Source organism: Pseudomonas sp. MC6, assembly GCF_054790575.1.
In genome coordinates, this window is sequence record NZ_CP186504.1 from 4,482,439 (window position 1) to 4,508,052 (window position 25,614).

Annotated in this window: 24 protein-coding genes; 5 read left to right on the forward strand and 19 right to left on the reverse strand. The window is 59.9% G+C overall.

All coding sequences use genetic code 11. From position 1 onward, the window contains the following. Positions 1-43: 43 nt before the first annotated feature. Positions 44-1,318, reverse strand: coding sequence for a lipid IV(A) 3-deoxy-D-manno-octulosonic acid transferase (waaA, locus tag ACOYXE_RS20020; RefSeq protein ID WP_460926493.1), 1,275 nt, complete (start codon positions 1,316-1,318; stop codon positions 44-46). Positions 1,319-1,329: 11 nt separating this feature from the next. Continuing rightward, positions 1,330-2,226 carry a LysR family transcriptional regulator gene (locus ACOYXE_RS20025; RefSeq protein WP_160055280.1) on the reverse strand — a complete coding sequence of 299 codons (897 nt, stop codon included), beginning with the start codon at positions 2,224-2,226 and terminating at the stop codon, positions 1,330-1,332. 109 nt (positions 2,227-2,335) lie between these two features. On the opposite strand from ACOYXE_RS20025, the gene ACOYXE_RS20030 reads away from it, so the two are divergent. From ACOYXE_RS20030 to ACOYXE_RS20045, 4 genes are all read left to right on the forward strand, one after another. Next, complete coding sequence (locus ACOYXE_RS20030) at positions 2,336-2,668, forward strand: DMT family transporter (protein WP_099757821.1); 333 nt, start codon at positions 2,336-2,338, stop codon at positions 2,666-2,668. 197 nt (positions 2,669-2,865) lie between these two features. Then, complete coding sequence (locus ACOYXE_RS20035) at positions 2,866-4,041, forward strand: NAD(P)/FAD-dependent oxidoreductase (RefSeq protein WP_160055278.1); 1,176 nt, start codon at positions 2,866-2,868, stop codon at positions 4,039-4,041. Beyond that, a complete protein-coding gene (locus tag ACOYXE_RS20040; RefSeq protein ID WP_405122431.1) occupies positions 4,038-4,850 on the forward strand; it encodes an aldo/keto reductase in 813 nt (270 codons plus the stop codon). Before ACOYXE_RS20035 ends, ACOYXE_RS20040 begins: the two co-directional genes overlap by 4 nt. Positions 4,851-4,881: 31 nt before the next feature. After that, positions 4,882-5,844 (forward strand): metal ABC transporter ATPase, encoded by a 963-nt coding sequence (locus ACOYXE_RS20045; RefSeq protein ID WP_160055272.1) that lies wholly within the window; start codon positions 4,882-4,884, stop codon positions 5,842-5,844. 4 nt (positions 5,845-5,848) lie between these two features. Here ACOYXE_RS20045 and ACOYXE_RS20050 read toward each other — a convergent pair whose 3' ends face one another. The 7 genes from ACOYXE_RS20050 to msbA all read right to left on the reverse strand — a co-directional run bounded on the left by ACOYXE_RS20050 (position 5,849) and on the right by msbA (position 14,107). Then, positions 5,849-6,649, reverse strand: a complete 801-nt coding sequence (locus tag ACOYXE_RS20050) for a hypothetical protein (RefSeq protein ID WP_160055269.1) — start codon at positions 6,647-6,649, stop codon at positions 5,849-5,851. 58 nt (positions 6,650-6,707) lie between these two features. Next, positions 6,708-7,394 (reverse strand): hypothetical protein, encoded by a 687-nt coding sequence (locus ACOYXE_RS20055; RefSeq protein WP_160055266.1) that lies wholly within the window; start codon positions 7,392-7,394, stop codon positions 6,708-6,710. Further along, positions 7,395-8,369 carry a glycosyltransferase family protein gene (locus ACOYXE_RS20060; protein ID WP_160055264.1) on the reverse strand — a complete coding sequence of 325 codons (975 nt, stop codon included), beginning with the start codon at positions 8,367-8,369 and terminating at the stop codon, positions 7,395-7,397. Between the two features lie 130 nt (positions 8,370-8,499). Continuing rightward, positions 8,500-9,921: a bifunctional D-glycero-beta-D-manno-heptose-7-phosphate kinase/D-glycero-beta-D-manno-heptose 1-phosphate adenylyltransferase HldE gene (gene hldE / locus ACOYXE_RS20065; RefSeq protein ID WP_160055261.1), complete on the reverse strand. Its 1,422-nt coding sequence runs from the start codon at positions 9,919-9,921 to the stop codon at positions 8,500-8,502. Positions 9,922-9,985: 64 nt separating this feature from the next. Then, complete coding sequence (locus ACOYXE_RS20070; RefSeq protein ID WP_460926494.1) at positions 9,986-11,386, reverse strand: PIG-L deacetylase family protein; 1,401 nt, start codon at positions 11,384-11,386, stop codon at positions 9,986-9,988. A 4-nt stretch (positions 11,387-11,390) separates the two neighbouring features. Further along, positions 11,391-12,287, reverse strand: coding sequence for a GNAT family N-acetyltransferase (locus tag ACOYXE_RS20075; RefSeq protein WP_460926495.1), 897 nt, complete (start codon positions 12,285-12,287; stop codon positions 11,391-11,393). After that, complete coding sequence (msbA, locus tag ACOYXE_RS20080) at positions 12,281-14,107, reverse strand: lipid A export permease/ATP-binding protein MsbA (protein ID WP_160055252.1); 1,827 nt, start codon at positions 14,105-14,107, stop codon at positions 12,281-12,283. The genes ACOYXE_RS20075 and msbA overlap by 7 nt, the downstream gene beginning before the upstream one ends. Positions 14,108-14,232: 125 nt before the next feature. Here msbA and ACOYXE_RS20085 point away from each other — a divergent pair, with 125 nt between their 5' ends. Next, complete coding sequence (locus ACOYXE_RS20085) at positions 14,233-14,886, forward strand: toluene tolerance protein (RefSeq protein ID WP_160055249.1); 654 nt, start codon at positions 14,233-14,235, stop codon at positions 14,884-14,886. Positions 14,887-14,889: 3 nt separating this feature from the next. Here the strand turns inward: ACOYXE_RS20085 and ACOYXE_RS20090 are convergent, their stop codons facing one another. From ACOYXE_RS20090 to waaC, 10 genes are all read right to left on the reverse strand, one after another. Beyond that, positions 14,890-16,329 (reverse strand): hypothetical protein, encoded by a 1,440-nt coding sequence (locus tag ACOYXE_RS20090; protein ID WP_405122435.1) that lies wholly within the window; start codon positions 16,327-16,329, stop codon positions 14,890-14,892. Between the two features lie 74 nt (positions 16,330-16,403). Then, entirely contained in the window at positions 16,404-17,312 is a 909-nt protein-coding gene (locus tag ACOYXE_RS20095) for a glycosyltransferase family 2 protein (RefSeq protein WP_160055244.1), read from the reverse strand. After that, entirely contained in the window at positions 17,305-19,059 is a 1,755-nt protein-coding gene (locus ACOYXE_RS20100; RefSeq protein WP_123448351.1) for a carbamoyltransferase family protein, read from the reverse strand. The genes ACOYXE_RS20095 and ACOYXE_RS20100 overlap by 8 nt, the downstream gene beginning before the upstream one ends. Before the next feature lie 171 nt (positions 19,060-19,230). Continuing rightward, on the reverse strand, positions 19,231-19,563 hold the full coding sequence (locus tag ACOYXE_RS20105) for a YceK/YidQ family lipoprotein (protein WP_160055241.1): 333 nt from the start codon (positions 19,561-19,563) through the stop codon (positions 19,231-19,233). A gap of 127 nt (positions 19,564-19,690) precedes the next feature. After that, positions 19,691-21,142 (reverse strand): lipopolysaccharide kinase InaA family protein, encoded by a 1,452-nt coding sequence (locus ACOYXE_RS20110; RefSeq protein ID WP_160055239.1) that lies wholly within the window; start codon positions 21,140-21,142, stop codon positions 19,691-19,693. Beyond that, entirely contained in the window at positions 21,142-21,894 is a 753-nt protein-coding gene (locus ACOYXE_RS20115) for a lipopolysaccharide kinase InaA family protein (RefSeq protein ID WP_160055237.1), read from the reverse strand. Before ACOYXE_RS20115 ends, ACOYXE_RS20110 begins: the two co-directional genes overlap by 1 nt. Further along, a complete protein-coding gene (locus tag ACOYXE_RS20120) occupies positions 21,891-22,625 on the reverse strand; it encodes a lipopolysaccharide kinase InaA family protein (RefSeq protein ID WP_405122436.1) in 735 nt (244 codons plus the stop codon). The genes ACOYXE_RS20115 and ACOYXE_RS20120 overlap by 4 nt, the downstream gene beginning before the upstream one ends. Continuing rightward, the gene (gene rfaP / locus ACOYXE_RS20125; protein WP_160055231.1) at positions 22,625-23,431 is read right to left on the reverse strand and encodes a lipopolysaccharide core heptose(I) kinase RfaP; all 807 of its coding nucleotides are present in this window, start codon (positions 23,429-23,431) and stop codon (positions 22,625-22,627) included. The genes ACOYXE_RS20120 and rfaP overlap by 1 nt, the downstream gene beginning before the upstream one ends. Continuing rightward, positions 23,431-24,552, reverse strand: coding sequence for a glycosyltransferase family 4 protein (locus ACOYXE_RS20130; RefSeq protein ID WP_405122437.1), 1,122 nt, complete (start codon positions 24,550-24,552; stop codon positions 23,431-23,433). The genes rfaP and ACOYXE_RS20130 overlap by 1 nt, the downstream gene beginning before the upstream one ends. Next, positions 24,552-25,613: a lipopolysaccharide heptosyltransferase I gene (gene waaC / locus ACOYXE_RS20135; RefSeq protein ID WP_016985658.1), complete on the reverse strand. Its 1,062-nt coding sequence runs from the start codon at positions 25,611-25,613 to the stop codon at positions 24,552-24,554. Before waaC ends, ACOYXE_RS20130 begins: the two co-directional genes overlap by 1 nt. Position 25,614: the final 1 nt, after the last annotated feature.

Genomic DNA, 25,614 nt, shown 5'->3' on the forward strand with positions numbered 1-25,614 from the left:
ACGTTTCCCTGTAGGAGCTGCGGCACGCTGCGATCTTTTTGCTTTACTTGATCAATCTGCCCAAACCATCGAGCAAACGCTGCAACGCGCCCTGATTGCGGCGCATCACCGCCAGCCCGGCCTCCGCCATGCGCTGCGCATCACGCGGCAGTTCAAACAGGCGCTGTACTTCCACCGCCAGCCCTTCGGCATCATCGACTTCGGCCAACGCTCCGGCTTCGCGCAATTGCGCCGCGATGTCGAGGAAGTTGAACAGGTGCGGGCCGCTGATCACCGGTTTGGCCAGTGCTGCCGGCTCCAGCAGGTTGTGCCCGCCGTTAGGCACCAGACTGCCGCCAACAAACGCGCTGTCTGCCAGTGCATAAAGAAACAGCAATTCACCCATGGTGTCGCCGAGCAGCACCGACGTCTGCGCATCGACATTGGCGGCAGTCGAACGCCGCACCGTGGCAAAGCCTTCGCGCTGGCACAACTCGAACACTGAGTTGAAGCGTTCCGGATGCCGCGGCACCAGGATCAGCAGCGCATCCGGGTGATTGGCCAACAAGCGGCGGTGGGCATCGAGCACCACTTCGTCCTCGCCTTCGTGGGTGCTGGCGGCGATCCACACTGGGCGCTCCAGCGCCTGCCACTGCCCGCGCAGTTCGATGGCGCGTTGCAACAGTTGCGGGTCGATGGTCAGGTCGAACTTGATCGAACCGGTGACTTCGACTGTCTCCGCACGCGCGCCCAGATCACGGAAGCGCTGGGCTTCGGTTTCGGTCTGTACAGCGAACAGACTCATTTCGGCGAGCATCGGCTCGGTCAGTTTGCTGAAGCGGCCATAGCCGCGTGCCGAACGCTCGGACAAACGTCCATTGGCCAGCGCCACCGGAATCCCGCGCTTGGCGCACTGGTGAATGTGATTGGGCCACAGTTCGGTTTCCATGATCACCGCAAGCTTGGGCTGAGCGCGATCAAGAAAGCGCGCCGCCGCACACGGCAAATCGTAGGGCAGATAGCAATGCTGGATGCGCGGCTCGTTGGCGAACAGCGCCTGAATCCGCTCCGATCCGGTCGGGGTCATGCAGGTCACGGTGATCGGAAGCGTCGGATAACGTTGCAGCAAGGCGCGGATCATCGGTGCCGCAGCAATGCTTTCGCCCACCGACACCGCGTGCACCCAGATGCCGCCGGGTTGCAGTTTCGGCATGCCGTAGGAGAAGCGTTCGCCGATCCGCTTGGCATACGCCGGCGCCTTGCGTGCGCGCAGCCACAGCCGAATCGCCACCAATGGCAGCCCCAGGTAAAACAGCGCGGTGTAGAGAGTTCTATTCATGGCGGCGGAGTTTATCGACTTTTGTCGCCGATCGCGCGCAAGTGCACGGCAAAACGTTCGGCCAGCCAGCGCGCGGCCGGGCCGAGGGGTTCGTCGCGGCGCCAGACCAGTTCCACCACCAGCGCCGGTGGCGTCCATTCGCTGTCGAGTTCGACCATCAAGCCCTGATACGCCGAGTACTGCACCACATGGCGCGGCAACCAGGCCCAGCCGAGATCGCGCACCAGCCATTCGGACATGACGTAGAAACTGTCGGCGCGCCACACCTGTGGGCTGGCCGGCTCGTTGCCGGGATAAACGCTGGTTTGCGTCGACATCAGCAATTGCCGGTGCTGCGCCAGTTGCTGGCAGGTCACGTAGGACTGTGCCGCCAACGGATGATTGATCCCGCAGACCGTGACCATCTCCACGCTGCCGAGCACGCGGCGCTCCAGCGCTTCGGGGATTTCATCGTGATAGAACAACAGGCCAAGATCGGCGCGGCGCTCGACCAGTTTGCGTGCAACCTCACCTTGAGCGGCGCTGGTCAGTTGCACTTCCAGGCTGGGGAACTGCTCGGCCAGTTCACCGAAACTTTCCACCAGCGCCTGATAGGGCATCGCCTCGTCTTGCGCCACGCGCAACTGTGCTTCCTGTCCCCGCATCATTGCCATCGCCCGGCCATTAAGGCGTTCACATTGACGCAGAACTTCCCGCGCTTCTTCGAGCAAAGCTTCGCCCGCTTCGGTGAGCGTTGGCTGACGGCCACTGCTACGCTCGAACAGGCTGACGCCCAAGTCATCTTCGAGCATGGCAATCGCACTGCTGATCGCCGACTGCGCTTTGCGCTGCTGGCGCGCCACGGCGGAAAACGAGCGGTGCTCGGCGACGTCGACAAACACCCGAAGTTGATCCAGATTCCACTGCATGCTGACTCACCGACCCATCTCTGTAACAGATAGGTAATGACTTTACCCCATCTGGCGAATCACTAGAATGCCGCCTCAGCAAGCAACGTTTCACATTGAGGATTTGAACATGAACGCCTACGCCTACCTGGCCATTGCCATCTGCGCCGAAGTGATCGCCACCGTTTCGATGAAAGCGGTCAAAGGCTTGAGTACGCCGCTGCCATTGGTGCTGGTCATCGTCGGCTACGCGATTGCGTTCTGGATGCTGACGCTGGTGGTGCGTACCGTACCGGTCGGCGTGGCCTACGCGGTCTGGGCGGGCATGGGCATTGTCATGGTCAGCGTAGCGGCGCTGTTCATCTACGGGCAGAAACTGGATATCCCGGCGATGCTGGGGATGGCGTTGATCGTGCTCGGCGTCGTCGTGATCCAGCTGTTCTCCAAGACCGCCGGCCACTAAATCCAACCACATCCCCTGTAGGAGTGAGCCTGCTCGCGATAGCTATGTATCAGACAACATAACTGTTGAATGAAAGACCGTTATCGCGAGCAGGCTCACTCCTACAGGTTTTGTATTCCACGTGTTGATCATCGACAAATCCGCCCCTTTCCCGAGTCTGTATACTGCGCCCTCGTCTTGAACACTGAGGTCGCTGCATGCCATCCGTTATTTCCACCGACGTTCTGATTGTCGGCGCTGGTGTCGCCGGCCTCTGGTTGAACGCGCGTCTGCGCCGCCAGGGTTTTTCGACCGTACTGGTGGAAAGTGCCAGTCTCGGCGGCGGGCAGAGCGTGAAGTCCCAGGGCATCATCCACGGCGGCGCCAAGTACGCGCTGCACGGTGCCCTGACCGGCGCCTCGGAAGCCATCGCCGACATGCCGCGGCGCTGGCGTGAAGCGCTGGCCGGCAATGGCGAACTGGATCTTTCCGGTGTGCGCCTGCTGTCCGAAGCTCACTATTTGTGGTCGCCGGGCACTCTGGCCGGCAACCTCACCAGTTTCTTCGCCAGCAAAGCCGTGCGCGGCCGCGTCGATCAGGTCAAGGGCGAGCAACTGCCGCCGGCCCTGCAAGACAAACGCTTCAAGGGCAAAGTCTATCGCCTCGCCGAACTGGTGGTCGACGTGCCGAGCCTGATTCAGCGTCTGGCCGATCTGGCCGGCGATGGCCTGCTCGCCGGGCAAACCATCGAGCCACTGCTGGAAGCGGGTGTACTGGTCGGCTTGAGAGTCGACGGTCGCGAGATTCACGCACAGCGTATTGTCCTCAGCGCCGGCGCTGGTACGGCCCAACTGCTCGAAGACCTTGGCCTGACTCAGCCGGCCATGCAACGCCGCCCGCTGCACATGATCATCGCCAAAGGGCCGGGGCTGAAACCGCTATACGCCCACTGCCTGGGTGGCGGCACCAAACCGCGCATCACCGTGACCACGCACCCGGCCGCTGACGGCCAGTGGGTCTGGTACATGGGCGGCGACATCGCCGAAAGCGAAGGCGTGCACCGCGAGCCAGCCGAGCAGATCGCCACCGCGCAGAAAGAGATTGCGCAGTTGTTACCGTGGATCGACCTCAGCACCACGCAATGGGCGACCTTGCGTGTCGACCGTGCCGAACCGCTGCAAACCGGCCTCACGCGTCCGGACAACGCCTTCCTCGCCGAACAGGGCCGTTTGCTGGTCGGCTGGCCGACCAAACTGGCGCTGGCGCCGGACTTCGCCGATCGCGTGATCGCCTCTCTTGAGCGCGACGGCATCCAGCCGCAAGCCGCCGAACCTTTGCCGGCGCTGCCAAAACCACCCATGGGCGTTCCCGCCTGGGAGCAATTGCTGCCATGACTATCGCCACCCTGCACAACCTTCATCGCCCTTTGGGCAGCACCGGCCTGACGGTTTCGCCACTGGGCCTGGGCACGGTCAAACTCGGCCGTGACCAAGGGGTGAAATACCCCAACGGCTTTCAGATTCCCGGCGACGACGAAGCGCGCATGCTGCTGCGTCAGGCTCGCGATCTGGGCATCAATCTGATCGACACCGCTCCGGCTTATGGACGCAGCGAAGAACGCCTTGGCCCATTGCTACGCGGCCAGCGGCAAGACTGGGTAATCGTCAGCAAGGTCGGCGAGGAGTTTGCCGATGGCCTGTCGCGCCACGATTTCAGTGCAGCACACACACGGATGTCGGTGGAACGCAGTCTGCAACGTCTTGAAACCGATTTTATCGACCTGGTGCTGGTGCACTCCGACGGCAACGACATGGCCATCCTCGAGCATGAAGATGTTTACGCGACACTCGCAGCGCTCAAGGCCGAAGGCAAGATTCGCGGCTTCGGCTTCTCCGGCAAAACCGTCGAAGGTGGCTTGAAAGCACTGGAGCAAGGCGACTGCGCGATGGTCACCTACAATCTGAACGAACAAAACGAGAAAGCTGTCATTGACTATGCTGCTGCCCACGGCAAAGCCATTCTGGTGAAAAAAGCCTTGGCCAGCGGTCATGTTTGCCTGAGCCCGGGCGTCGATCCGGTGCGCGCCAGCTTCGAATTGCTGTTCGCGCAACCTGGCGTAGCCAGTGCTATTGTCGGCACGATCAATCCGCTGCACCTCGCCCACAACGTTGCGACCGTTGCCCAGGTCCTACGTGGTCACTGACGCCGCTTCGCGGCCTTAAGCAGGAGCCGATATGCCGCGCACGCTCATCAGAAAGAACCCGAGCAACTTCAAGACCCTGCCGCTGTTCGTCGAAGCTACCCCCGAAGGCCTGACCTATCAGAGCGTCGGCATGCCGCTGAACTTTGCGCAGACCTTGCAGCGACGCAAACCGGTGAGCGTGGCCGACACTGAGCGTTTCTCGCTGGAGTTGGCCAATCTCGGCGTTTCGGTACGTCTGACCCTGCATTGGCAGAATCGCGATTATTGGGTGCTGGTGCGCCAGCGCCGACAGGACCGTGGCGACGTCGTGCTCAAATTGATTTCCGGTTACGTGCCGGCGCATGAGCTGAATATTCCGCTGCACACGGCGATTCAGGAAATTGCCGAAGAGTGCTTGCTCGAGACACCGGAAGGCTGGCTCGGCGGGCGTTTCAACGACACCTGGCTGCCAGCACCCTACTCTGCGGCCCTGCATTATCGCGAAGCCCTGCCGTTTCGCCTGACGCCATTGTCCGGCTCCGCGCGCCCCATACGCAGCGCCAATCTGCAATTGCTCGAACGGCCCCGGGCCTATGTGCACCTTCCAACCGCCTCGCTGCAATTGATTTACGACTTGCGCCTGGATGTGCCCAAGGAAGCCAAGTCCCTGAGCCTGTTCCACGTCGACGAGCGTCTGGAGGGTGATCAACTAGTGGCCCGACTCGACCGCAAGCGCCCCGACCTGTACTTGATGCCACTCAAGGACGGCGCACCACTGGCCGAGTTGTACACGCTCAAGCGCGACAAACTCGTTGCCGCCAGCACCCGAGGTCTATATTTGGCCGAAAGCTTTGCGACACAAACCGGCTGGGTCGTGCGCGAGGAGCGGATTCGCTGGAAGGACTGGCTGGTGCAACAGGGCCTGCAACCGGCAAAAGCCCCGCGTCAGGGGCTCAAGCAGTTGAGTATCAAGGCGCTGCGATTAGTCGGGCTAGGCAAAAAAACCGCCAAATAGCGGTTTAGCGGCGGCGATCCCACCACGTGCGCAACCCGGCGAAGAAATGGAAGTAGCGGTTTTCGCGCTTGCCCATGCCGCGCTTGGGCGAGAACGATTCATCGGCAAATACACCGGTAATGCGCACCCGTGATGCCTGGGTCGGCAGCGTGCAGATTTTGGCATCCACCTGCTGCAGTGCATATTTGAGCAAGCGTTCTGAATGCAGCTTGCGACCTGTCACCTTGCAGAATTCGAAAATGCGCTCGATGCGCTTGCCGTACGCGACATAGGTATCGCGCCCACACACGGCAAAACGGTCGTTCAAACCGCCCCACCACTGCCAGTCCGGAATATAAGCGTTGTGCTTGCGAGCCTCAGGGTGAGCGAAGACATAGGCAGGCAATGCGCTGTGAAAGAAATTGTCCGGGCGCACGAACACGACGAAATCCGGATTGAACGGCTCGATCATGCTGGTCACGGTGTGCAGTGAGTTGAGCTGATAGATCAGGTTGCGCAATGACGCATAGTCATCGGCCCAAGTGTCGCCCTGTGCCTTGACCTGCTCGAAGTCCCAGCGATCCAGCACGCCTTCGGTCGAGGTGAGCGTGCCGATCATCGACTCGAAGGGCTGATAATTGTCAGCCTTCAATTCGCCTTTTTCGCCGGAACGCGTGTTCTGCACCTCATCGATCTTGTACAGATGGTAGAAGCATTTTACGTCGCTGCCCGCAGGCAGCTGCGCCAGCACGTTCTGTTCGATGGAAGGGAAACAGATCGGCGAATTTCTCGGGATCCCGAAAAAAGCCACGGCAATTTTCAACACTCGACAGCACCTTTTGAAAGTAGGTCGGGCCTGCTGGCAACCGGATAGACGATATCGCTTACTTCTGCCGAAACAGCTTCTGCCACCAGCGAAGGGGTTGCAGAGGCACCACAATGATGTCCGACTTCTGCAGCCAGTCACGCTCATAGTCCCAGGCATGGCCGCCCCAGAGTTTTCCGGCTTCGTTGGAAAACCCCAGGGTCATGAGCTGATAGTTATAACCGGCATGAGCGCGCAACCAGTCGAACAACACCAGCGTGTTGAAACCGGTAGAAGGCCCAACGTAGCGCTTGCCACCCGGGCGATCGACCGGGTAGTTCCACAGCGGCGGCAATGGAATGCGATCCCAATACATGGCCACACGTGGCAGTGGACACATCGGCGCGGCGCAGCCCACCAGCATGCTGAAACAGCGCTCACTCGCCTGTTCAAACATCCGCTGTACCGGGGGCGCGTAAGGCAGACCAAAAAAATACGCGTCCGGCGCGTTGTAGCCATGTACGAAGACATTGACGCTGTGCTCGTTGAGCAGCCCCGCCTTGATGCAGGTATTGAAGCTGACGACGACGTCATCAACGCCAATGTTCAGTGCCTGAAAATCTGCCGCCGTGATAGCCGGATTGTTGGCAATCAACACGACCCGGGGCGTACGGCCCAGACAGTCGAGAAGCTCAGCAGGCAAAGCCTCCAGAACGGATTGATCACCACCGGGCAGCGCATCCAGCGCCATGTAATCGTCCTTCATTCAGACCGGCACCTTCATTCCGTAACGCAGCTTCACCCAGAACCGTGTAAACGCTGAAGGCGGCTGCCATGGGCGCATCTCACGCTGGATTTCCGTGGCCAGCGCCTGACCGACACGGGCAAAGGAATAACGACTTTGCGCAAACTCCTGGCCGTTGCGGGCAATACGCTCTGCCAGTTCCGGATCGCTTTGCAGCAGTTTGATCTTCTCCACCGCCTCTTCTTCGCTGCGGTAGAACACGGTGTTGTGCATGTCTTCAAAGCCGAGCAAGCGGTCTTCTTCGCCCTGGCTCCAGGCCAGCAGCACACAGCCGCAAGCCATGGCTTCGTAGTTCTTGATCATGAACTCGTTCATGCCGATGTCGGCGCTGACGAAAATCCTGATGCGATTGAGTGTCTGCAGGTATTCCTCACCCGACTTGGTGCGGGTCACCAGCATCCCGGTACGTTGCGAAAGCGACTCGAGCATGGCTTTGCGCTCGGCGTACTCGGTGCTTTTCAGGCTGCCAAGAAAGCCGACGGGAATGTCCCGCTCAACACCGGTGTTGTGCAGCATCTGCTCGTCGTAACCTTTGGAGACGAACACCGTGTCGATGCCTTCGGCCAACATCTTGCGCGCGACCACGGCACCGGACACCAACGCCCGACAGCTCGGCAGGCGGCTGTACAGACGGGAATACACGCCACGGTACTTACTCGCCGGCATGTAGTTCTGATAGGCATCGTGCTCAAGGAAAACCAGCCCGGGTATGCATTTGAGCACTTGCAGTTGCGTCGCCAGACGCTTGACCCGGGAGAAAATCACCACGCGATCAAAGGTCTGGTAATCGACCGAGGCCAGAAACGTCCCCAGATGCAACTGCTGCTGTTTGCTCAAACGATAGATGAAACATTCATCACAGTTCTGCTGCACGATGTCGTAGAGCCGGTCGAGAATGACCCGCTGCTCGTCCATCACCAGGAGCATGACTTTCATAGGTTAATTGACCACGCGACGTAGACAGGCAAGCGCATCGGATTCAAAGCTGCCTACATCAACGGAAACGGCAAAATCCCCAAGGCAAAATCCGTTCACACGCAGTACACAACGGTAAAAATTCATCTGATCAACGACTGCGAATCTTCTCGACAATCGCAGTTGTCGAGCTGTTTTCCACAAGCCCCAAGACCTTCACGGTGCCGCCATAAGCGGTAACGATATCAGCGCCGACCACCTGATCGATGCCGTAATCGCCGCCCTTGACCAGCACATCCGGCTTGACCTCGCGCAACAGGTTTTCCGGGGTGCCTTCAGGGAAGCTGATCACCCAGTCCACAGCGCCGAGGCCGGCGAGAACCGCCATGCGTCGATCAACGCTGTTGATCGGACGGCCCGGGCCTTTGAGGCGGCTGACCGAAGCATCATCGTTGACCGCGACAATCAGACGATCGCCCTGTGCTCGCGCCTGCTCCAGGTAGGTGACATGCCCGGCATGCAGGATGTCGAAGCAGCCGTTGGTGAAGACGATCCTTTCGTTGTGCGCGCGGGCATCGGCCACGGCGAGCAGCAACTGCTCAAGACCGAGCACACCACGCTCGGAACCCTCTTCACGCTGAATGGCGCGACGCAGTTCCGGGGCGCTGATGGCCGCCGTACCCAGCTTGCCGACGACGATACCTGCGGCCAGATTGGCCAGCGCAACAGCGTGGGGCAGGTCTTCACCGGCGGCAATCGCTGCGGCCAGGGTCGAAATTACCGTGTCACCGGCACCAGTGACGTCGAACACTTCACGGGCACGGGCTGGCAGGTGCAGTGCCGGCTGGTCGGGACGCAGCAGGGTCATGCCGTGTTCGCCGCGTGTCACCAGCAGCGCGCCGAGTTCGAGGTCGTGCATGAGGCCGGCGCCCTTGCTCACCAGCTCATGCTCATCGACGCAACCGCCGACGATGGCTTCGAATTCGCTGAGGTTCGGGGTAATCAGGCTGGCGCCACGATAGATCGAGAAATCCTTGCCCTTCGGGTCGGCCAGCACCGGGATGTTCTTCGCGCGGGCGGCCTGGATCAACGCCTGATGGTTTTTCAGAGCGCCTTTGCCGTAGTCGGAAAGTACCAGCACCTTGATGCCTTCGAGCAGGTCGTCGACCTGCGAACCGAGGGCCAGGGCGTCGGTGGCGAACGGTTCTTCAAAGTCGATACGCAGCAGTTGCTGGTGCCGGCTCATGACCCGCAGCTTGACGATGGTTGGCTGGTGCGCGATGCGCTGGAACAGGGCACGAACGCCCGCGCCTTTGAGACTGTTGCTCAGGCTGTCGGCAGCTTCGTCGTCGCCGGTCACACCGACCAGCGACGCCGGCGCACCCAGCGCGGCAATGTTCAAGGCAACGTTCGCGGCGCCACCTGGACGGTCTTCGATCTGCTCGACCTTAACGACCGGCACCGGCGCCTCAGGGGAAATCCGTGAGGTTCCGCCATGCCAGTAACGGTCGAGCATGACATCGCCGACTACCAAGACCGGGGCTTGATCGAAACGCGGCATGGACAACTTCATGGAGCAACCCACATACAAAATGAACAGGGGCGCGATATTAACACAGGGTAAAGCGCCGTCCGCCTCAATCTGAAAGGTCGCGCACCCAGAACAACTCGTGACGCCGGACCGCCTTGCGGAAAAACTCGTTACTGCCCGTTTCAGGCCAGCGACGGCCGGCCAGAGCCTGCTGGATCCAGCGGCGCAATTGCCGTTTGAACACTTGCCCGCCCTGCAGATCGTGTTCCATGGCCAGTGCCATGGCTTTGTCCAGTTGCACATCCGCTGACAACAGCGGACTCCACAGCCGGTCAGCCGGCAATGGCTCGATGGCCGGCGGCAGCGCAATACCGGCACCGGCAGGCCCCATCGGCCAGCGATCGTTGTCGTGCAGGTGATTGGCGTACATCAGCAGGGTTGTCGGTTTCCAGTGACTCAGCTCGATAGCCTCAAGCAACGCCCGGGTAGAGGCAACATGATCGCTGTGAGGATCAAGCTCAGGATGCGGTGTGACAATCACGTCTGGACGATAGTGCTCAAGCAGTGCAGTCAGGTCGCCCAGCAGATTTTGCCAGGTGGGCTGCCCATCGACGTCTGCAGGCAAGGTCAACGGGTTGTGCCGGCGCACACTGCGGATGTCGTTTTCCTGCGATTCCCGGGAGCCGAACGCCTGGGTCGGTTTTTCGGCCATCGAGGGCAGTTGCAGGCAGTAATAACCCAGTTGCACGCAACGCTCGGCGGGCACTCCGCCCCACAGCGGAATCGTCAGGCTGTCCCAACTGCGCAAACGCCCCTTTAACCGCGCGGCTGCGGCTTGGTCCAGACCCAGTCGCTGGAAGTTTTCAGCTTCGATCTCGCCTTGGGTCAGCGTGACGATGCTGACGTCTTCGCAGCGGCTGTAAAGACCGAATGCCGCAAGCTCGGCATCATCGGCGTGAGGAGCGATGACCATCACTCGCTGGTGGGCATAGTCAGCGTTGAGCATGACCCACAGCGTGCCCGTGGCACTCGGCGCACAATAGCGGCCGCGCAACGTCAACGAACCTTGCGCCAGCGCAGCGGCCTGCCCGGAAAGATTGAGGAAACGCCGGCCGTTGACCCCGCGCTCGAAGTCCTGGCGATCTGCGCCCACTTCAATATAGGGGTCTAGCCAGCGCCCCAGCCAAGTGGATTTCACTTCAAGCTCGAGCACCAATGTCTCGCCTTGCGCCAGCGGCTCACCCAGGCGCACCAGGCCGCCCTCAAGGCTCACGGCCTGCCGGGCCGTGCGTGACGGAAAGTCGTATTGATAGTCGTCAGAAGGCCGATAGAACAGATGATCGGCGAACCAGGCCTCGTGCGCGACCCAGGCCAGCACCAGCAACACTGGCACCAGCCACCACGCAACCAGCCATCCGATCAGCAACACCCCCACCAGGAAGGCAATCAGGAACAGACGCTTGTTGCGCCGATGGGCCTTGAGAAGCTGTTGCTTGCGAGCGCTCATGAATTCAGACCCTGTAGACCGGCACCGTGTGGCACCAGCGATCCTTGTACTCACGGTCGGCACGACCGAATGAATAGCGCAAAGGCTTGTCCAGAGCTTGCGCGTGCGCCCAGGCCTCTTGGGTGTTGACGAAGCTCAGCACACTGCCGGGACTGAACTCGCGGCTCTGCGGGTCAACGCCACCGTTGATGTATTCCAGCGAAACCCATTGCGGGGCCTCGACGCGGTACAGCACCTGAATGGCCACGGGTGCCGAATCGAGCATCGCCACCGAACCGGTCATGAACTCGCGCAGCAAGGTAAATACGTCAACCAGCCCGGCCTTGCCCGGCACCTCGAAGCCCCAGCGACGCTGGAACAAATCACCGTAAGCGGCAGCCTGTTCCTGCGGGGTAAAGTCGGACATCGGCACCAGCGATCCGCCCGCCTCTTCCAGCAGGCGCTGCTCACGACGCTGGTTGTAGCGGAATTTCTTCGAATACTCTTCCGGGAGCCGAGCCAGAGCCAAACCCTCAGGCTGTGGCTTCAATGTGCTGATCTGATCGGCATTGAGCTGGGAGACATAAGCCATACGCTGGCGCACCGGTACGCTGACATCTGGCGCGATCGGCAGAATGATTTCCGCATTGCCCATGTCCAGCAATCCACGCTTGCCCTCGCGCTTGAGCACTTCCTTGGACAAGGCGACATGCCGGCCCCAGCAGGGAACGGCGGCAAGCACTTCACCGCCAATCACCCAGCCCAGGTAGCGCAACTCGATGCCCAGGAATGTCGACAAACGCTCGACGACTTCGGGGTGCGTGGCAAAGCTGCCACCGAAACGCTGCCAGGCCCGGGCGTAGCTGTCGCGGTCGATTTCGCTCCAGCCACGCTCGCGAAAGCTGCGAAACATCGTCAGCATACGTTGGTCGCGTGTGCCGGCTGAGGCTCGTCACCCTCTTCAAACTCTTTGGCATGCAGACGGGCGTAATAGCCGTTCTGCTCGAGCAATTGCGCGTGAGAGCCGCGCTCGACGATACGGCCTTCGTCCATGACCAGAATCAGGTCGGCCTTTTCAATCGTGCTCAAGCGGTGAGCGATCACCAGGGTCGTGCGGTTTTTCACCACATGATCCAGTGCAGCCTGAATATGCCGCTCCGACTCGGTATCGAGAGCAGAAGTGGCCTCGTCGAGAATCAGCAGCGGCGCATCCTTGAGCAGCGCCCGGGCGATGGCGATGCGCTGACGCTGGCCGCCGGACAGCAGCACGCCGTTTTCGCCGACCATGGTTTCATAACCTTGCGGCATCTTGATGATGAACTCGTCGGCATAGGCCTCTGTAGCCGCGCGCTTTACTTCATCGAACGGCGCGCCGGCCAGATCGCCGTAAGCGATGTTGTTGGTCACCGTATCGTTGAACAGGGTCACCTGCTGGGTCACCAGAGCAATCTGCCGACGCAGGCTGCGCAGGGTGAAGTCCTGCACCTGCACGCCATCGAGCAGAATCTGGCCCTGCGCATGATCATGCTGATAAAAGCGCGGAATCAGACTGGCCAGGGTCGATTTGCCACTGCCTGAGCGGCCAACCAGCGCGACCATTTGCCCCGGTTCGACAACAAAACTGATGTCGTTGAGCACCGCTTTGTCGGTGTCGGGGTAGTGGAAGCTGAGATTGCGCACTTCCAGACGACCTTCGAGACGATCCTGCTCGACCGTGCCCCGATCCACCTCCGCCGGCTCATCCAGTTGCTCGAAAATACTCTCGGCACCGGCCACACCCTTCTGGATGGTCGAGCTGACTTCCGACAACTGACGGATCGGTTTCGGCAGCAGGCCGGCCATGGTGATGTAAGCCACCAGATCGCCCGGCGAAGCATCGCCGCGCAGATACAGCACGAGGAACATGACCACGGCCATGGCGCTGTAAGTCACCAGTTGCAGCATCGGCGTGTAAACCGCGCCGGTCTTGGTCATCGTCAACTGCTTGTCAGTGTTGCTCTGGCTGGCATCGCGAAAGCGATCCTTTTCGTACTGCTCGCCACCGAAGCTGCGCACAACGCGGTAGCCATGAATGGTCTCGGAGGCGACGTGCGTGACGTTGCCCATAGAGACTTGAATCTTCTTGCTTTGCTTGCGGAATTTCTTGCTGGTGCTGTTCACCATCAAACCGATCAACGGCAGGATGGCGACCATCACCAGAGTCAGCTTCCAGTTCATCCACAACAGCGTGCAGAACAGGAAAATCACGGTCATACCTTCACGGATGACGACTTTGATCGCATCCGTTGCTGCACCGGTGACCATCGTCACGTTGAAGGTGATTCGGGAAATCAGATGGCCGGAATTGTTCTTGTCGAAGAAGCGATTGGGCAACTCCAGCAACTTGTTGAACAGCACCACCCGCAGGTCATGCACCAGCCCCAGCGAAACCCGCGCCAGGAAGAAGTTACCCAGGTACGACCCCACGCCCTGCCACAGCGCGATGAAGACAATCATCAATGGCACGGTTTCGAGCAACTGCAGCTTGCCCAGATATGGGTTGCCCGGGAACAGACTGGCTTCAGGATTGGCCAGACCGTCGACAAAGTATTTGAGGATGTAAGCGAGCATCGGTTGAGTCGATGCGAAGATCAGAAACCCGACGATGCTGAGAAGGAAAAGGCCGGCATAAGGCCGCACGTAAGCCAAAAGGCGGAAATAGATCGCCAGCGTGGACTGGGCTTTCGGTTCAGGACTGCTCATGGTGATCCGCGCAATTCAGTGAGGTGCCGATGATATCACACGCGTTTTTGCCCCGATAAACATGACTTCAAGCCAGCCTTCGACCAAGTCGGTTAAGATACCCCGCTAATGATGGGGAGCCCGATATGCAATCGATTGATCACAGCACTTACGAGGCACTGCGCAAAGGTGCACACGTACTGGAGGCCGACGGTTCCGGCGACAAGGTGCTCAGATTGGCCGATGGACGCATGCTCAAGCTGTTCCGCCGCAAGCGGTTGCTCAGTTCGGCGCTGTTCTACCCCTATGCACAACGCTTTGCCGACAACACCCGGGCACTCGAACAGCGTGGCATCCTCTGCCCGAAAGTGATCGCGGTGTACCGCATTCCGAGCATCGAACGCGACGCTGTGTATTACAGCCCGCTGCAAGGCAATACAGTGCGTCAGTTACAAAGCACTGGCGAAGAAGCTGACTCACTGCGATTCCAGCTGGGCGGCTACTTCGCTCTGCTACACGAAAAAGGTGTGTACTTTCGGTCGCTGCACTTCGGCAACGTCGTGCAGACCCCGGACAAGCATTTGGGCCTGATCGATATCGCCGACTTGCGCTGCCAGAAGCACGCACTCAGTGACAGTAAACGGCTGCGCAACTTCGCTCACTTGCTGCGCTACAAGGAGGACCGCCAATGGTTGCTCGGTCAGGACGCCGGCGAAACTTTTGTCGAAGGCTATCGCCAGGCGTTGCCGAGCCACCGACAAGCGCCGCTGATCTCACGCCTGCGTCCGCTGCTCGGTTAAGCCTTAGCGACCTATAATCACCACGGTGGCACCTTTGCGATTGGCGAAATGCTCGATGATGCGCAGCTTGTGCGCCACCAGCCAATCATTCAACCAAGGCTCGTCACCTTTGGCCTCGATGAGGAAGTACTGATAGTCGCCAGCGTGAGCTGCCGACATCGCTTCCTCAGCGGTCAGTACCGGCATCACGTAGCCGCGACCGGCGTAATAGCTGATCCGCCCATCCTCGAAATACGTCTTCGCACCCGGCTCGACATGCGCGGACAACCAGCGACCGGCCTCGACGTAATGCGTTTTACCCGCACCGGTGGAAATGACGTTCGACAGCATAACCAACAACCCCAGCACCACCAGCCACTTGCCCCAGCGCGGGAAATCGCGAACAAACGCCGCCAGCCCCATCGCCAGCACGGGCACAAACAACAGATTCAGAAAGCTCAGGTAGCGCGCGTTCATGAACTGTTGCTTGATGAAAAACAGCACCAGCACGATCAGATACAACAACGCCGTCCAGGCGAAGGGACGGTACTCGCGCCAGTAAACACCCAGAAATCCCCAGTTACGTCGCAGCACGAAAGGGACGGCGAAAGGCCCCATCAACTTCACGAAGCTGATCGCCATGGTCGCCAGGATGCCAAAGAAAATGATCCGACCGGCTTCATCCTGGGAATACTTGTTGATGAGCGAGTTGGCAAACTGCTCGCACAGCATCTGAAAGGATGCAAACACACCGTGCGGCTCGATCATGTCCAGATACAGCATCACGCGCGCCGACATGAGCACACCGGTAACTGAAACAGCCACCAATCCCAAAACCGGTAGCAGCGAAAACTGAGCGAATTGCATCCGTCGGCTCGACGACCACAGATTAGGCAACTGCCACAGCGCCAAGGCCGGCACCAGGAGCAGGGCTTCCAGTCGAAACAAGGCAGCCGCAACAATGGCGAGATGGATGAGTGCAGCCCGCAGCCAACCGCCACGGGCTTGCCAGCGCAGCGCGAGCCAGAGTGTCAGGGTGCAGAAGAACCAGAAACCGCATTCACGGATGATGTCGTTTCGGAAGGCATTCACCGCCGGCATTGCCAATACCACCAGACACGCCCAACCGGCGAGTTGCGCAGACCGTTGACGTACGCAGTCCACCATCAGCGCGCTGGTGCCGGCAAAAAACAGCGCGCACCAAAGATAGGCGCTCAGCTCGAGCGGCAAATGCAGGACGGTATGCGTACCGGCCAGAAGAAAGGAAAACCATGGCCAGTCGAAAGTGGCCCAGGCCACATTAGGCCCGTGCTCGGTGACCTGTTGCGCGATATCGATATACAGCGCGGCATCACGCCCCACTGTCGCGGTGCCCAGAACCGCAATCAGCGATAACAGCGCACTGCCCAGAAACGCCAGCCAAACCGGGTATTCGTCGATGACTCTGGAGACTCGAGTTGCCACGCTACCGCCCGTACCTTTCACCCAGCCACCTCACCGACATCCGTTACAAGGCCCGCGTAGTCTCCGCGACCCGTTTACCGAAACAGCAACCGCAACGCCTTACGCGTGTAGGACCAGCGCGAAAACGTCCGCCAGTCCGCACGCAAGGCCTGAAAATAGAATGCCTTGGCCAGCTTGTACTCGCCATGGGAATAACAGTCACGAAACAACGACAAGCAGCGTTGCGCAAGAAAGGCCTGGCGTAAATCACTCATTTCGTCGGGCATTCGTCGACTGGAAAAGACTTCGCTGACGACCTGCTCCGTACCGGCGGCAAGGCTTTGCCGCAAATCATGGCGCATGCTGTCGGCATGCTTGTAGATCAACGCCAAAGGCTTGTCCAGAACGGTGCAGGGATAGCGCGCCAGCACCTGGGCAAACACTGGCAAATCCTCGACGTTGCGCAAGTGTTCCGGGTAATTACCCATAACGAACACATCGCGATGCATCGCGCAGGCACCGTTGGAAATCGATACCGTCTTGCTCAACAGGTAACCCTGCAAGCGCTGCCGCGGCGTCACAGGCAACGGCTTGGCCGCCTGCAAGCTGCGTCGCCCGTCGGCGAACACCGACCAATGTGCACCGATCACCATCAGGCTGTGCGGATGACTGGCGATATGCTCAGAAAGCGCAGCCAGTGCGCCGGGAGCCATTTCGTCATCGGAGTCGAGGAATACCAGATACCGCCCGGTCGTCTCCTCAAGCCCACGATTGCGCACCGACGACAAGCCGCCATTGGCTTTGCGCAGCGCACGGAAGCGCCCGCCATGCTTGAGCAGGAGGTTTTCGACTACCTCGGGGGTATCGTCCGTTGACCCGTCGTCGATGACCAGCAGATCCGCGGTCGCCTCATCCAACTGCGCCAACACCGATTCCACTGCACGTGGAAGCGTTCGCGCATAGTTGTAAACCGGAATGACGACGCTGATCAGTGTTTCAGTCAAGTTCGTATCCTTTTACACCCTCTTTTACGACCAGAATATCTTCCATGATCAGGTATTCCAGATCAGAGCCGAAAAACATGTTCAGTGCGTCAGTCGGCGAGCAGATCATCGGTTCGCCACGACGGTTGAGCGAGGTGTTCAGCGATACGCCGTTGCCGGTCAGGTTTTCCAGCGCCTTCATCATGTCGTAGTAGCGTGGGTTGTATTCACGCTTGAGCACCTGGGCACGGGAGGTGCCATCTTCGTGGACAACTTCCGGTACGCGGGTCTTCCACTCTTCCGCCACTTCGAACGTGAAGGTCATGAACGGTGCCGGGTGATCGATCTTGATCATCTGTGGCGCAACGGTGTCGAGCATCGACGGGCAGAAAGGCCTCCAGCGCTCGCGGAACTTGATCTGGTGGTTGATGCGGTCAGCCACACCAGCCACGCTCGGGCAACCGATGATCGAGCGGCCGCCGAGTGCGCGTGGACCGAACTCCATACGTCCCTGGAACCAGGCCACCGGGTTGCCATCGACCATGATCTTGGCGATCTGCTCAGGCATGTTGTCGAGCTTGCGCCAGGTCGGCTTGTTCTCGTGACGCGCGCAGGCGGCAATCACGTCTTCGTTGCTGTACGACGGGCCGAGATAGACGTGCTCCATCTTCTCGACCGGTACGCCACGAGCGTGCGACACGTAGGCAGCGGCGCCGACTGCAGTGCCGGCATCGCCGGACGCCGGCTGAACGAACAGCTCTTTGATGTCGTCGCGAGCGATGATTTTCTGGTTCAGTTTGACGTTCAACGCACAGCCACCGGCGAATGCCAGCTTGCCGGTTTCCTTGAGCACATCGCCCAGGTAGTGGTCGATCATCTGCAACGCCAGTTTCTCGAACAGCGCTTGCATGCTCGCGGCGTAGTGGATGTATGGCTCGTCAGCGATGTCGCCTTCGCGTTTCGGACCCAGCCACTCGATCAGCTTCGGCGAGAAGTAGAAACCTTTGCCCTTCTCTTTGTAGCGACGCAGGCCGATCACGTTGGCGTAGTCGGTGTTGATCACCAACTCGCCGTTCTCGAACGAGGCCAGACGCGAGAAATCGTATTTGCTGGCGTCGCCGTACGGCGCCATGCCCATGACCTTGAACTCACCATCAAGCATCTCGAAACCGAGGAACTCGGTGATCGCGCCATACAGGCCGCCGAGGGAGTCAGGATCGAAGAATTCCTTGATCTTGTGGATCTTGCCGTTTTCGCCATAGCCGAAAAAGGTTGTGGCGTACTCGCCCTTGCCGTCAATACCGAGGATCGCGGTTTTTTCTTTGAAACCCGAGCAGTGGTAGGCGCTGGAGGCGTGAGCCAGGTGGTGCTCGACCGGCTCGATCTTGATTTTTTTCGGATCGAAACCCAGTTGTTCCAGGCACCAGACAATCTTGTTGCGATAGCGCTTGTAACGGCGATTGCCCATCAGGATCGCATCAAGCGCGCGGTCCGGCGCATACCAATAACGCTTGGCGTAGTGCCAGCGCGCCTTGCCGAACAGGCTGATCGGGGCAAATGGAATCGCGACCACGTCAACATCGGACGGCTTGATGCCGGCCTGTTCCAGACAGAACTTCGCCGATTCGTAGGGCATGCGGTTCTTTGCATGTTTATCGCGTACGAAGCGCTCTTCTTCAGCCGCCGCCACCAGCTTGCCGTCGATGTACAAGGCCGCTGAAGGATCATGGCTAAGGGCGCCGGACAGGCCAAGAATCGTCAATGCCACAGGGGTCTAGCCTCTTTAGTCTGCGTGCAGGCGCGATGCGCCTTGAAAATTGATGTGCCCTCGCACAGGGCGAGTGACAGCTAAAGGGCGGGATTATAGCGTAAACGAGAGGGGAATTACCCTGCGCGATTGCCCCAGGGTGAATGGATTGGAGAAACCTTGCCCTGTGCCTCAATAACCGCCCTTGCGCCAGTAAATACCGAGGTTGCCGTCGGTGACCTGACGAAAAACCGTATAAGGCAACGCTACTGTATCGAATACACCGGACAATGGCAGATCCAGCAGCACGAACGGCACCAGAAATCCGCTGGGATCAGGGGGCGCGTTAAGCACGCAGAAATCGAATGCCAGCCCGCTGTAAATCCGCGGAATCGATTGGCAGTAGGTGTTTTGTTTGCGCATGTCCCGGGCGACGTCGGCATCGTCCTGCAATACGGTCATGACGCTGCCACAGCCGGCCAGAACCCATGAAAATGCACTCACTGTTACAGCCTGTCTGATCATTAAAATTCGCCCTCCAAGGTCGTTGGGCAAATTAGCATCGGGGCTGAACGGGGCACAGTTCATGGCTTCTGGAGAGGCTGTAGGACAAGTCGCTGAATCTTGTCCTCCACTGCTGTAGTGGTTTGACTCAGGCCGCGCTGGAAATGTCCTTGGGCAAACGATGATCAATAATCTGATACAGCGCGCTGCTTTCAGGCCAGTTACGCATGAATCGCGCACGGTCACGGGCATAGGCCGGCGCGAAACTGCCGATAGTTCCATGCTGACACATCGAATCCAGATCGATCAGTGCCCAGCGATCCTGCTGCCAGAACAGGTTGTGCCCCTTGAAGTCGCCATGGCTGATGCGCTCGTCAATCAATCGCGCGAACAACAGGTCCAGCGCCTGCAATTCTGCCTCCGGTGCTTCGCCACTTTCAACATAGGGCGCAAAGCGCTCGATGATATCCGGCCCCGGCAGGAACTCGGTCACCAGATACGCACGGCTGCGCAGCCAAAAAAAGCGCTTCTCCAGCACCGCCAGCGGCTTGGGCGTAGCGATGCCGAGGAACGCCAGGCGATTGCCTTCACGCCACGAATGCCAGGCGCGACTCGGACGCCAGAAACGCTTGAGCCAATGCGCAAAGCCCTTGATGTTGTAGCGTTTGATCACCAGAGTGCGCACACCGGCCTGAACCTTGCCGACGCTCGCCGCACCACCGGTCTTGTACATATGGCCCTGATCAAGCAGCGCATCCGCCTGCGCAAGCACCGGCAGCATGGCCGGCTCTTCTTCACGACGAATTGCGCGCAGACCGAACGCTCCACGCTGCACACTGAACAGCGTGCACTCGCGACCGACCTTGAGCAGAAAGTCTTTCAGACGCCACCGGCGTACTTTGTCGATCTGTTTCTGCAAGGCTTCCAGCGGGAGCGCGTGCTCGCTGTTGCTCAACAGGTAATACACCAGCAATTCTTCAGTGAACGGCTCAAGCGCCTTGGGTAACTGGGCGAAAAATACCCCGAGATTTTCCAGGACTTTTTGTCGCGACAACGGCTGACCAGCGGTCTCTGCGCATACTCCGGCGCCGTCAATCAAGTACAACTGGCCGCCGTGACGCAGCAGATTATCCAGGTGCAGATCCTCCTGCCAGAGGCCTTTGCCGTGCAATTGGCCAATGGCGCCGAGCGCCTCGGCCAATACCGCCGACTGTTCATCTGCGAGCAACGGCAGCGACTCGACCTTTGCCCAGGCATCGCCAAGGCTTTCGGCGCCTTCAAGGAAATCGAACAGCAGCCAGCCACCTTCGTCACTGTTCAAACCGTCGGCTAGCAACAACGGTGTCGTCATGCCTTGCGCGGCCAACAAGCGCACGCCTTCCAGCTCACGCTGAAAATGCCGGGCAGCCTTGCCGCCGACCAGCAATTTGGCCAGTACCGGACGGCCACGCCAGACACCGGCGCCGACGTAGCGTTGCCCTGGCAGAACCCGCAGCAAACTAAGCAATTGCAGATCCGCATTTCCGGCGGCATCGGCCAGGGTCACGGTCAGCGGCAGTTGCGGGGTTCGCCCGACACCGGCCAGCTCGGACAATTGCATCAGCGCGTCTCCTTGTGACTGCGGCGCGCGGTCAGCCGGGCCAGCCAGCTGTCGAGCAGCGAGCTATCGGTGGGCTGATCGAGATAAGCCGCGAGCAATTCACGCAGTTGCGCCTCGTTCCATTCCGGCGCGCGGCGTTGCAGCGGCTCCAGATCCTTGATCCGGTCACGCATGCCGAACAATAAAGGACGGGTTTTTTCCAGGTCGATCAATTGCGCCTGATACCCGTCACCGCTGGCTCGCAGAAAAATATGTTTGGGATAGAAGCAGCCGTGCACCTGACGCACACCGTGCAGATGCCGAGCCAGCAATCCGCAAGCCTTGAGGATGGCCGACTGTTGCGCGGCACTGAGCTGCGCCCAACGCTGCAACAGCGATTCCAGATCGCTCCAGCCGTCCAGAGCGCGGGTCAGCAGGATCGCGCGAACTTCGCCATTGACCTTGCGTTCACCGAAGAACGCCGCCTGCAGCGCGGGTATGCCGAGCTTGCGATAGCGACTGATATTGCGAAACTCACGGGCAAAACTGGGTTCACCGAAAGGCGCGTGCAAAGTGCGCGTCAGGTAATTGCTCTGGCGCTTGAGGTAATAGCCCTGCCCTTCCAGGTCCAGACGGAAGACGCTACTCCAGCCACCACGGGCGGTATTGGGTTCATCCACAGCTTCAAGCTGCTTGGCCCACAATGCGTCGAAACTGCCGAGACCATGGCGCTCAAGCAGCGCGCGGTCTTCAGCGGCGAGAAAATCAGTCATTCGCGTCCCTCGAAAAATCTCACCACGTGCCGAATCCGTTTCTTGTCGGCGCTATCAAGCCGATCGCACTGGCGGTATTGCTTATAGAAGCGCAGGCGTTGGGTATTGGACAGGTGGTATTTGGCGAGTTTATCGAGACAGGCCAGATCCTTGGTGATCCGATACTTGAGCCAGAAGCCGCGCCAGAACTCGCCGTTAGGGCAATCGATCAGAAATATACGCGCCTGGTCATCGATCAACAGGTTGCGCCATTTCAGATCGTTATGGGTAAATCGGTGATCATGCATCGTCCGGGTATAACCGGCCAGTTGCCGACTGACAGCGTCGACCCAGACGCGATCCTTGAGCTTCGGATCCTTGCGCTCGGCGAGCGCCGAGAGGTCTTCGGTGTGCGGCAGTTCGCGGGTGATCATCGCGCCACGGTCATACGCCGCGCCACGTCGTTCCAGCCCCCAAGCGATCACTTCAGCGGTAGGAATGCCCCACTTGGCGAAGCGCTTGAGGTTCTGCCATTCCATCTTTACCCGCGGCTTGCCGAGGTAGCGGCGTAGACCTTTACCGGCGCCGACATAGCGTTTGACGTAATAGTTGACGCCGTTGCGCTGCACGCGAATCACTTCCGACAGCGGGTCACGGGTCAGGCGTTCGCCCTGCAACGCAAATACCGCTTCGAGGCTGCCGAAGTCTTCGGCGAGCTCGCCGTATTGCGGCTCGAGAGTCCAACCCGCCATCAGAGCGCATCCCCGTAACGCTGCTTGCGTGCGTAGAGTTTATTGGCTTTGCCTTCCAGCCAGTTCAGCAGCGGCGCTTCTTGCGCCAGGATCTGGCGCAGCGGCTGCTGGAAATAGCCCTTGAGAAAGCGCAGCTTGTCGCGGCGGGTCAGGCCGATGTCCAGCGCGGAAAAGTACAGTGCGGCCAGATCCTTGTTGCGCCAGCGCTGAGTAATCTTCGCGCGAGTCTGGGCGCGGTGCAGGTCGATCACCGAGAGTTTGAAGTCTTGCGGTGTCACCGGTTTATCGGTGTGCAACAGGAAATGGCAGATGTAGCAGTCGCGATGGTTGACGCCGGCGCGATGCATCATGCCAGTCATGCGCGCGACTTCGGCAATCAGCGCGCGCTTGAGTTTCGGCTCGGGCGGCTGCTTGCCCCAGTCGATGCTGAAGTCTTCGAGGCTGATGGTCGGCGCCAGCTCTTCGGTGACGATGAACGAGTGCTGATCCGCCGGATTGCTGCCCTTCTCGCCGTAAGCGACGGCGGTCATGGTCGGCACGCCGACTTCCTGCAGACGCTGAATGGCTGTCCACTCCTGACCTGCGCCGAGTACCGGCAGCTTGGCGGTCAGCAGGTTCTTGAAGATCTCGCCCCAACCAATGCCACGGTGGATCTTCACGAAGAATCCGTTACCGTCGACTTCCGTGCGCAGTGTCCGGCGTGCTTCCAGCTCGCGGTATACCTCGCCCTGCAAGCCTTCGACTTCGGCGAACGGATCGCGTCCGGCCCAAAGGCTTTTGAACGGTTCAGCCAGCATCAACTTCATTAAGCGTGCTCCGCCAGAATCACATCGGCCGCGTGCTGCGGCATGCTGTAGAGGTCGGCCGTGTCGGCGAAGGCCAGACCATTGCGGCTCCAGGCCGCCCGTGCAGCGTCGTCATTCAACATGTCGGTCAGGTATTGCGTCAGCTGTGCCTGATCGAATGGATCGTCCAGCACTCGCCCGGCGTCTGCCTCGGCAATGTAATGGGCGTAACCGCAGACCGCGCTGACCAGCACCGGCAAACCGGCGACCAGCGCTTCCAGCAACACCGTACCGGTGTTCTCGTTGTACGCCGGGTGGATCAACAGGTCGGCGCCGAGCAGGAAACGCGGGATATCGCTGCGCCCCTTGAGGAACGTCACATTGTCGCCCAGACCCAAAGTCGCGCTCTGCATCTGGAACAATTTGGGGTCATCCTGGCCGATTACAAACAGCCGGGTACGCGTCTTCAGCTCAGCGGGCAATGCCGCCAGCGCTTTCAGGCTGCGATCAACGCCCTTGGTCTTGAACCCGGAGCCGATCTGCACCAGCAGCAGCTCGTCGTCCTTCAGATTGAATTCAGCACGGAAACCGGCGCGAATCTCATCGGCATCCGCCGGGCGGCGACGATCCTGGGCGATGCCTGGCGGCAGCAGATGGAAACGCTCAAGCGGCGTGTCGTAATGTTTGATGAACAGCGGCTGCTGCACTTCGGAAATCATCAGCACTTCGGTCTTCGCATCCTTGGCGAACACTGCGCGCTCGTACTCGGCAAAGTGGCGATAACGGCCCCAGCGGCGGTACAGCGAATTGCGCAAGTTCTGCGCCTTGTCTTCGAAGCAGCCATCGGCGGCGTAGTAGACGTCCAGCCCCGGCATCTTGTTGAACCCGATCAGGCGATCGACCGGGCGCTTGGCCAGGTCCGCTGCCATCCACGCGCTGAGTTTTTCGTTGCGACGGTGGTTGAAGAACGCCTTGACCGGCGCCACCAGTACTTCGAAGCCGGGCGGCACGTCGCCTTCCCAGATCAGCGTATAAACGCGAATCTGATGACCGCGCTTCTGGCATTCGAGGGCGATGCGCATGAAGTCGCGCTGCAAGCCACCGAACGGGAAATATTTGTACAGGACGAATGCCAATTGCATCAGCGCAGCTCCTCAGCCATTAACAACGTGCTCAGTCGGCTGGCGACACGCTCGGGGTTCAGACGCGTGAAGCACAGAGGCTGTTCACGCTTCAGGTCAAACTGACGGGCATCTTGCGCGGTCGGTTGATAGGTACATTTCTTTTGCAGGCACGGCGCGCACGGGAAGTCGCTGGCCAGGTGAATCTGCAGTTTGCCGTAGGCGCCGGTCAGGCCCGGGTTGGTCGGGCCGAACAGCGAGATGGTCGGCACGTCCAGTGCAGCGGCCAAATGGCCGAGACCGGTGTCCACCGCGACGCACGCTTGCGCACCGGCAAGGACTTTGCCGACGCCGGCCAGATTCAGCTTCGGCAGCACTTCGGCGTGCTTGAAACCGGCAGCGATGCGTTCGGCACGAGCCTTTTCCTGCGGGTTGCCCCACGGCAACTTGACGCCGACGCCGAGGTAACCGACGCGTTCGGTCAGTTCGCGCCAGTAGCTTTCCGGCCAGTGTTTGGTGTCCCACGTGGTGCCGTGCAGGAACACCACAAAAGCATTTTTGCGCGGTAACTCGACCAGACGTTCGACGTTGAGGCCGTAGTCGCCCAAACCTTTGGGCAAGTCGTAACCGAGGGCGATGGCGAACAACTGCCGCACACGCTCGACAGCGTGCTGACCACGGGCCACGGCCAACTTGCGATCGTAGAACCGCGACGCCATCGGTTCGCGGGCCGAACCTTTATCGAGGCCCGCCACCGGCGCTTTGACGTAACGGGTCAGCCAGGCACTTTTCAGCAGGCCTTGGGCGTCGATCACCAAATCGTATTTATTCGCGCGCACGCTTTGCTTGAAGCGTTTCCACTCACCGCTGGTGATGGTCTTCCAGATGTTCTTGCGCCAGCGGCGGATCGCCACCGGAATCACTTTGCCAACGGCCGGGTGCCAGGTCGGAATCTCGGCGAAGCCTTCCTCGACGACCCAGTCGAATTTGATCCCGGGGATGGCCCGGGCGGCGTCGGTCAGCGCCGGCAACGCATGAATCACGTCGCCCAGCGATGAAGTCTTGATCAGCAGTACCCGCAAC